Raw genomic sequence first — 3019 nt, forward strand, 5'->3', positions numbered from 1 at the left:
AGCCTGACCTGTGACGCCCTCGGCGATCAACTTGACAACCGCGATTAGAGAACCTCCCGGGACACGATCAGGGCGGATGCAAGGGCGGCGATCTTCTCTTGATTCACATCACCCGTGTAAACGATTTTGATTGTGCTCACTGACGGTGGAGAGGAGGCGTCGCTCATCACCCGAAGCGTGGCAGCCTGCAGCGGTGTGCCAAATGTCGACAGGAAAACGGTGGCGAGCAAGCATAGTGAAGTTCGTCCCATAGCCCATTCCTCTTTTATGTGGATTTGCTAATAGAATTCTTTGTGTGGAAGCTCCTTGAAAGGCATTTATACGACGAGTTGCCTTGCAGCTTCCTGGTGATCGATCGCGTCGCGGATTACACCTATGTTGGTTTCATACTTTTGAATTTTGTAATATCCTTCGTGCAGGCAATTGAAATAAAGGCTCTTAAGGTACTTGGCGCTTCTGAACCTTAAAAACTCGTGATACAGCTCGCCTGGATCGGCGGCGAGAATATATTTGATTTGGCGAGCGGTCATGTGATGATTTGGCTCCGCAATGATTCGATTCAGGTCTCTGATTGACTTAACCGCGGCAAAATTTATCTCCGACTCTATGTCGGGCCTATCGCCGGTATATCGAGCAAAATATAGGAAGAATGTTTTATTCTTGAGCTGTTGTTCGTGCATGAGCTCGACTAACCTGTTTTCGTGGGTACCAGTGATCTTCACGTCGTCGACAAACAGAAGACAACGACCTTCGAAATGTTGCGCGTTGAAGTAGAACCTATCAGCGGCGATCAATGACTTGCGATGTTCCCGTGATAGGAGTCCGTAATCGTTCACGTAACTGATCTTTCGTGGAACAGTCGCATATTCCACGTGATTGCCTTTGGCATCAACAATGTGGCTGTTGAGGCGGTTGAGCAGATGCATCGTCATTATAGTCGCTGCGTTCGGAACAAAGTTGTATGGAGACGAAAGCATCAGGCAGCGGCTGTCCAGTAGCGCCGATGCGTTTTGTTCGAAGAACGCATCTGCAACCTCGTATCCCATCTTGCGCGCTGCTTCGTCGCAGCCGAATTTCAGACGTGAATATTGCTCCGCTCGAAAGGGTGCATCCTCGATCGACTGAAATTCATGGAGCGCAAACTCCTGAAATTGCTTCATTCACCACCTCTCGGATGTCTTCAGGTCTTCCCAGCAGGGCGCCATGCATTCCGGCGCTCTGCGCACCATGCAGATCGCAGATCGCGTGGTCACCCACGTGCAGGATGTTGTTGGCCGCAAGGTCAGACGACTTGATGATTTTGTTAAAGAAGGCTTTCTTTGGTTTTGCATATCCAAGCAGATCGGAATAAATTCCGAACCGAAACACGCATCCAAACGTGCTCTCAAGAAAATCGTGCACCAATCGGCCGCTGATAAAGCTCGAATTGCTACCAAGCGACAGCGCATATCCGTCTTCAACCAACGCGTGGACTAGCGTCACGGTAGTATCCAAAACAATTGGTTTGCACTTTTCAAAAATGTCCTCGAATGCCTTTGCGATGCCGCTCGGATCTTTGTGGACATTGCAATGCATCATGAGCAGACGGATATTTTCGAACAGGGATGGAGCGTACCCTGTTTCGATCGCGTGTTGGTTCACCCACTTCTTGACCTCGGCGTAGGCATTCCTGACAGCTGCTTCTTCTTTATCGAAACAGGCCGCGAGAAACTTGGTCCTCATCGGCGCATGGTTTGGGTTTGCCAATACGAGAGTGTTCCAGACGTCGAAAGAAATGTGACTTATCAACTTGCCTTTCCTCCGGTCTTTAAGGTGCTCGGAGGACGTGCATCTGCGGTCGGTCCGCAGCCGTCTCGGCGTCACGCGCATATCGGGCGCGAGTCCAAGACGAATCGGAATGCCCATATCGACAATAGGGATGGGCGTGCATCGGGAGATATCGCCCTGCCGGTGCGGCCCGTGTCTGAAGGTGGGTTGTGGCAAACTAACATATGCGCTTTGTCTTTCATTAAAATGGGCGCGACGGCGCTCGACACCTGAATGTCCGGGCGATATCCACCGGTTTATGGCTGAGGATCAGCAAACGTCGTGCCAACCGCGCTCGGACGTCTCGGGAGGGGATTTGACCCGTGTTTACAAACGGTTCGCATGATTGGGATAGCGACGCCGCCAAATAACGCTGCGTCGATAACCGCACAATTCGACAGTTGGTGTCGAATTTCGGACATTCCTTCATATGTGGAACGCCTTGCGGTGCGCATGGAAAAACTCGTCGTCAGCCATGGAAGATCATCCCGTTGATGGCCGCGGCTGGGCACATCAAGCATAATCAGCGCCCGCGGATATTAGCGTAACCGCCATCTGCAAGCGCGCAGCCGAAGCGCACGCCGCGCGAAGCGTTCCTGCCAGCGCCGCACGCTGGTCATCGACTTGCCGGTCGCCGCGTGATCTCGACGGCGCCGACGCCATCGGCACTCAACAGGATGATCTCGCCAGTGTTTCTGCGGCGTATTGCGATCTCTGATCAGCCAGACGTTGGCAACCGGCCCGCGGGACCGTGACGGATATTCCTGTGCGCATGCGCCGCGCTCGCAAACGATGTTGCAAATGGGGAATCTACCAAGCCGGCCCCTTATGCCAGGCGCAAACCACCAAGGTGTGAGCGTTCAACAGATTATCCATGCGGGCCCGTGCCAGAAAGCCGAGGCCGTCGAAGCTTCAGTGATTCTCGGGTACCAATGAACGTCCCTGAGAATGGCCGGCTCAGCTGCGCAATCGAGTAATCGCGCACAGCGTCGTTGTCGAAGGACAGAGGCCACGGCCGTGGCCGCCGCCTTCGGGTCTGCAGAAAGACCGTTTACAAGTGGGTGAGGCGCTATCGACGGAGGGCTCTGCCTCTCTCCCTCTCTATCTACGGCCGTAATCGTCCATTTAGAAACGGTAGGTCACACCTGCGCCGATCAGCCACGGATCCATTTTCGCCTTGCCCTTCAGCGGACCGAGAACCTCATGGTCGGCC

Annotated in this window: 3 protein-coding genes; all 3 read right to left on the bottom strand. The window is 53.6% G+C overall.

Annotated features, from left to right (window positions below):
- Window positions 1-44 precede the first annotated feature (44 nt).
- The 3 genes from ILFOPFJJ_RS34460 to ILFOPFJJ_RS34470 all read right to left on the bottom strand — a co-directional run bounded on the left by ILFOPFJJ_RS34460 (window position 45) and on the right by ILFOPFJJ_RS34470 (window position 1788).
- Window positions 45-251, bottom strand: coding sequence for a hypothetical protein (locus ILFOPFJJ_RS34460; RefSeq protein WP_173514854.1), 207 nt, complete (start codon window positions 249-251; stop codon window positions 45-47).
- Between the two features lie 66 nt (window positions 252-317).
- Entirely contained in the window at window positions 318-1160 is an 843-nt protein-coding gene (locus ILFOPFJJ_RS34465; RefSeq protein ID WP_173514855.1) for a phosphoribosyltransferase family protein, read from the bottom strand.
- Window positions 1129-1788 carry an HAD family hydrolase gene (locus ILFOPFJJ_RS34470; RefSeq protein ID WP_173514856.1) on the bottom strand — a complete coding sequence of 220 codons (660 nt, stop codon included), beginning with the start codon at window positions 1786-1788 and terminating at the stop codon, window positions 1129-1131. Before ILFOPFJJ_RS34470 ends, ILFOPFJJ_RS34465 begins: the two co-directional genes overlap by 32 nt.
- Between the last annotated feature and the right edge of the window lie 1231 nt (window positions 1789-3019).

Source organism: Sinorhizobium psoraleae (genome assembly GCF_013283645.1).
Lineage (GTDB): Bacteria > Pseudomonadota > Alphaproteobacteria > Rhizobiales > Rhizobiaceae > Sinorhizobium > Sinorhizobium psoraleae.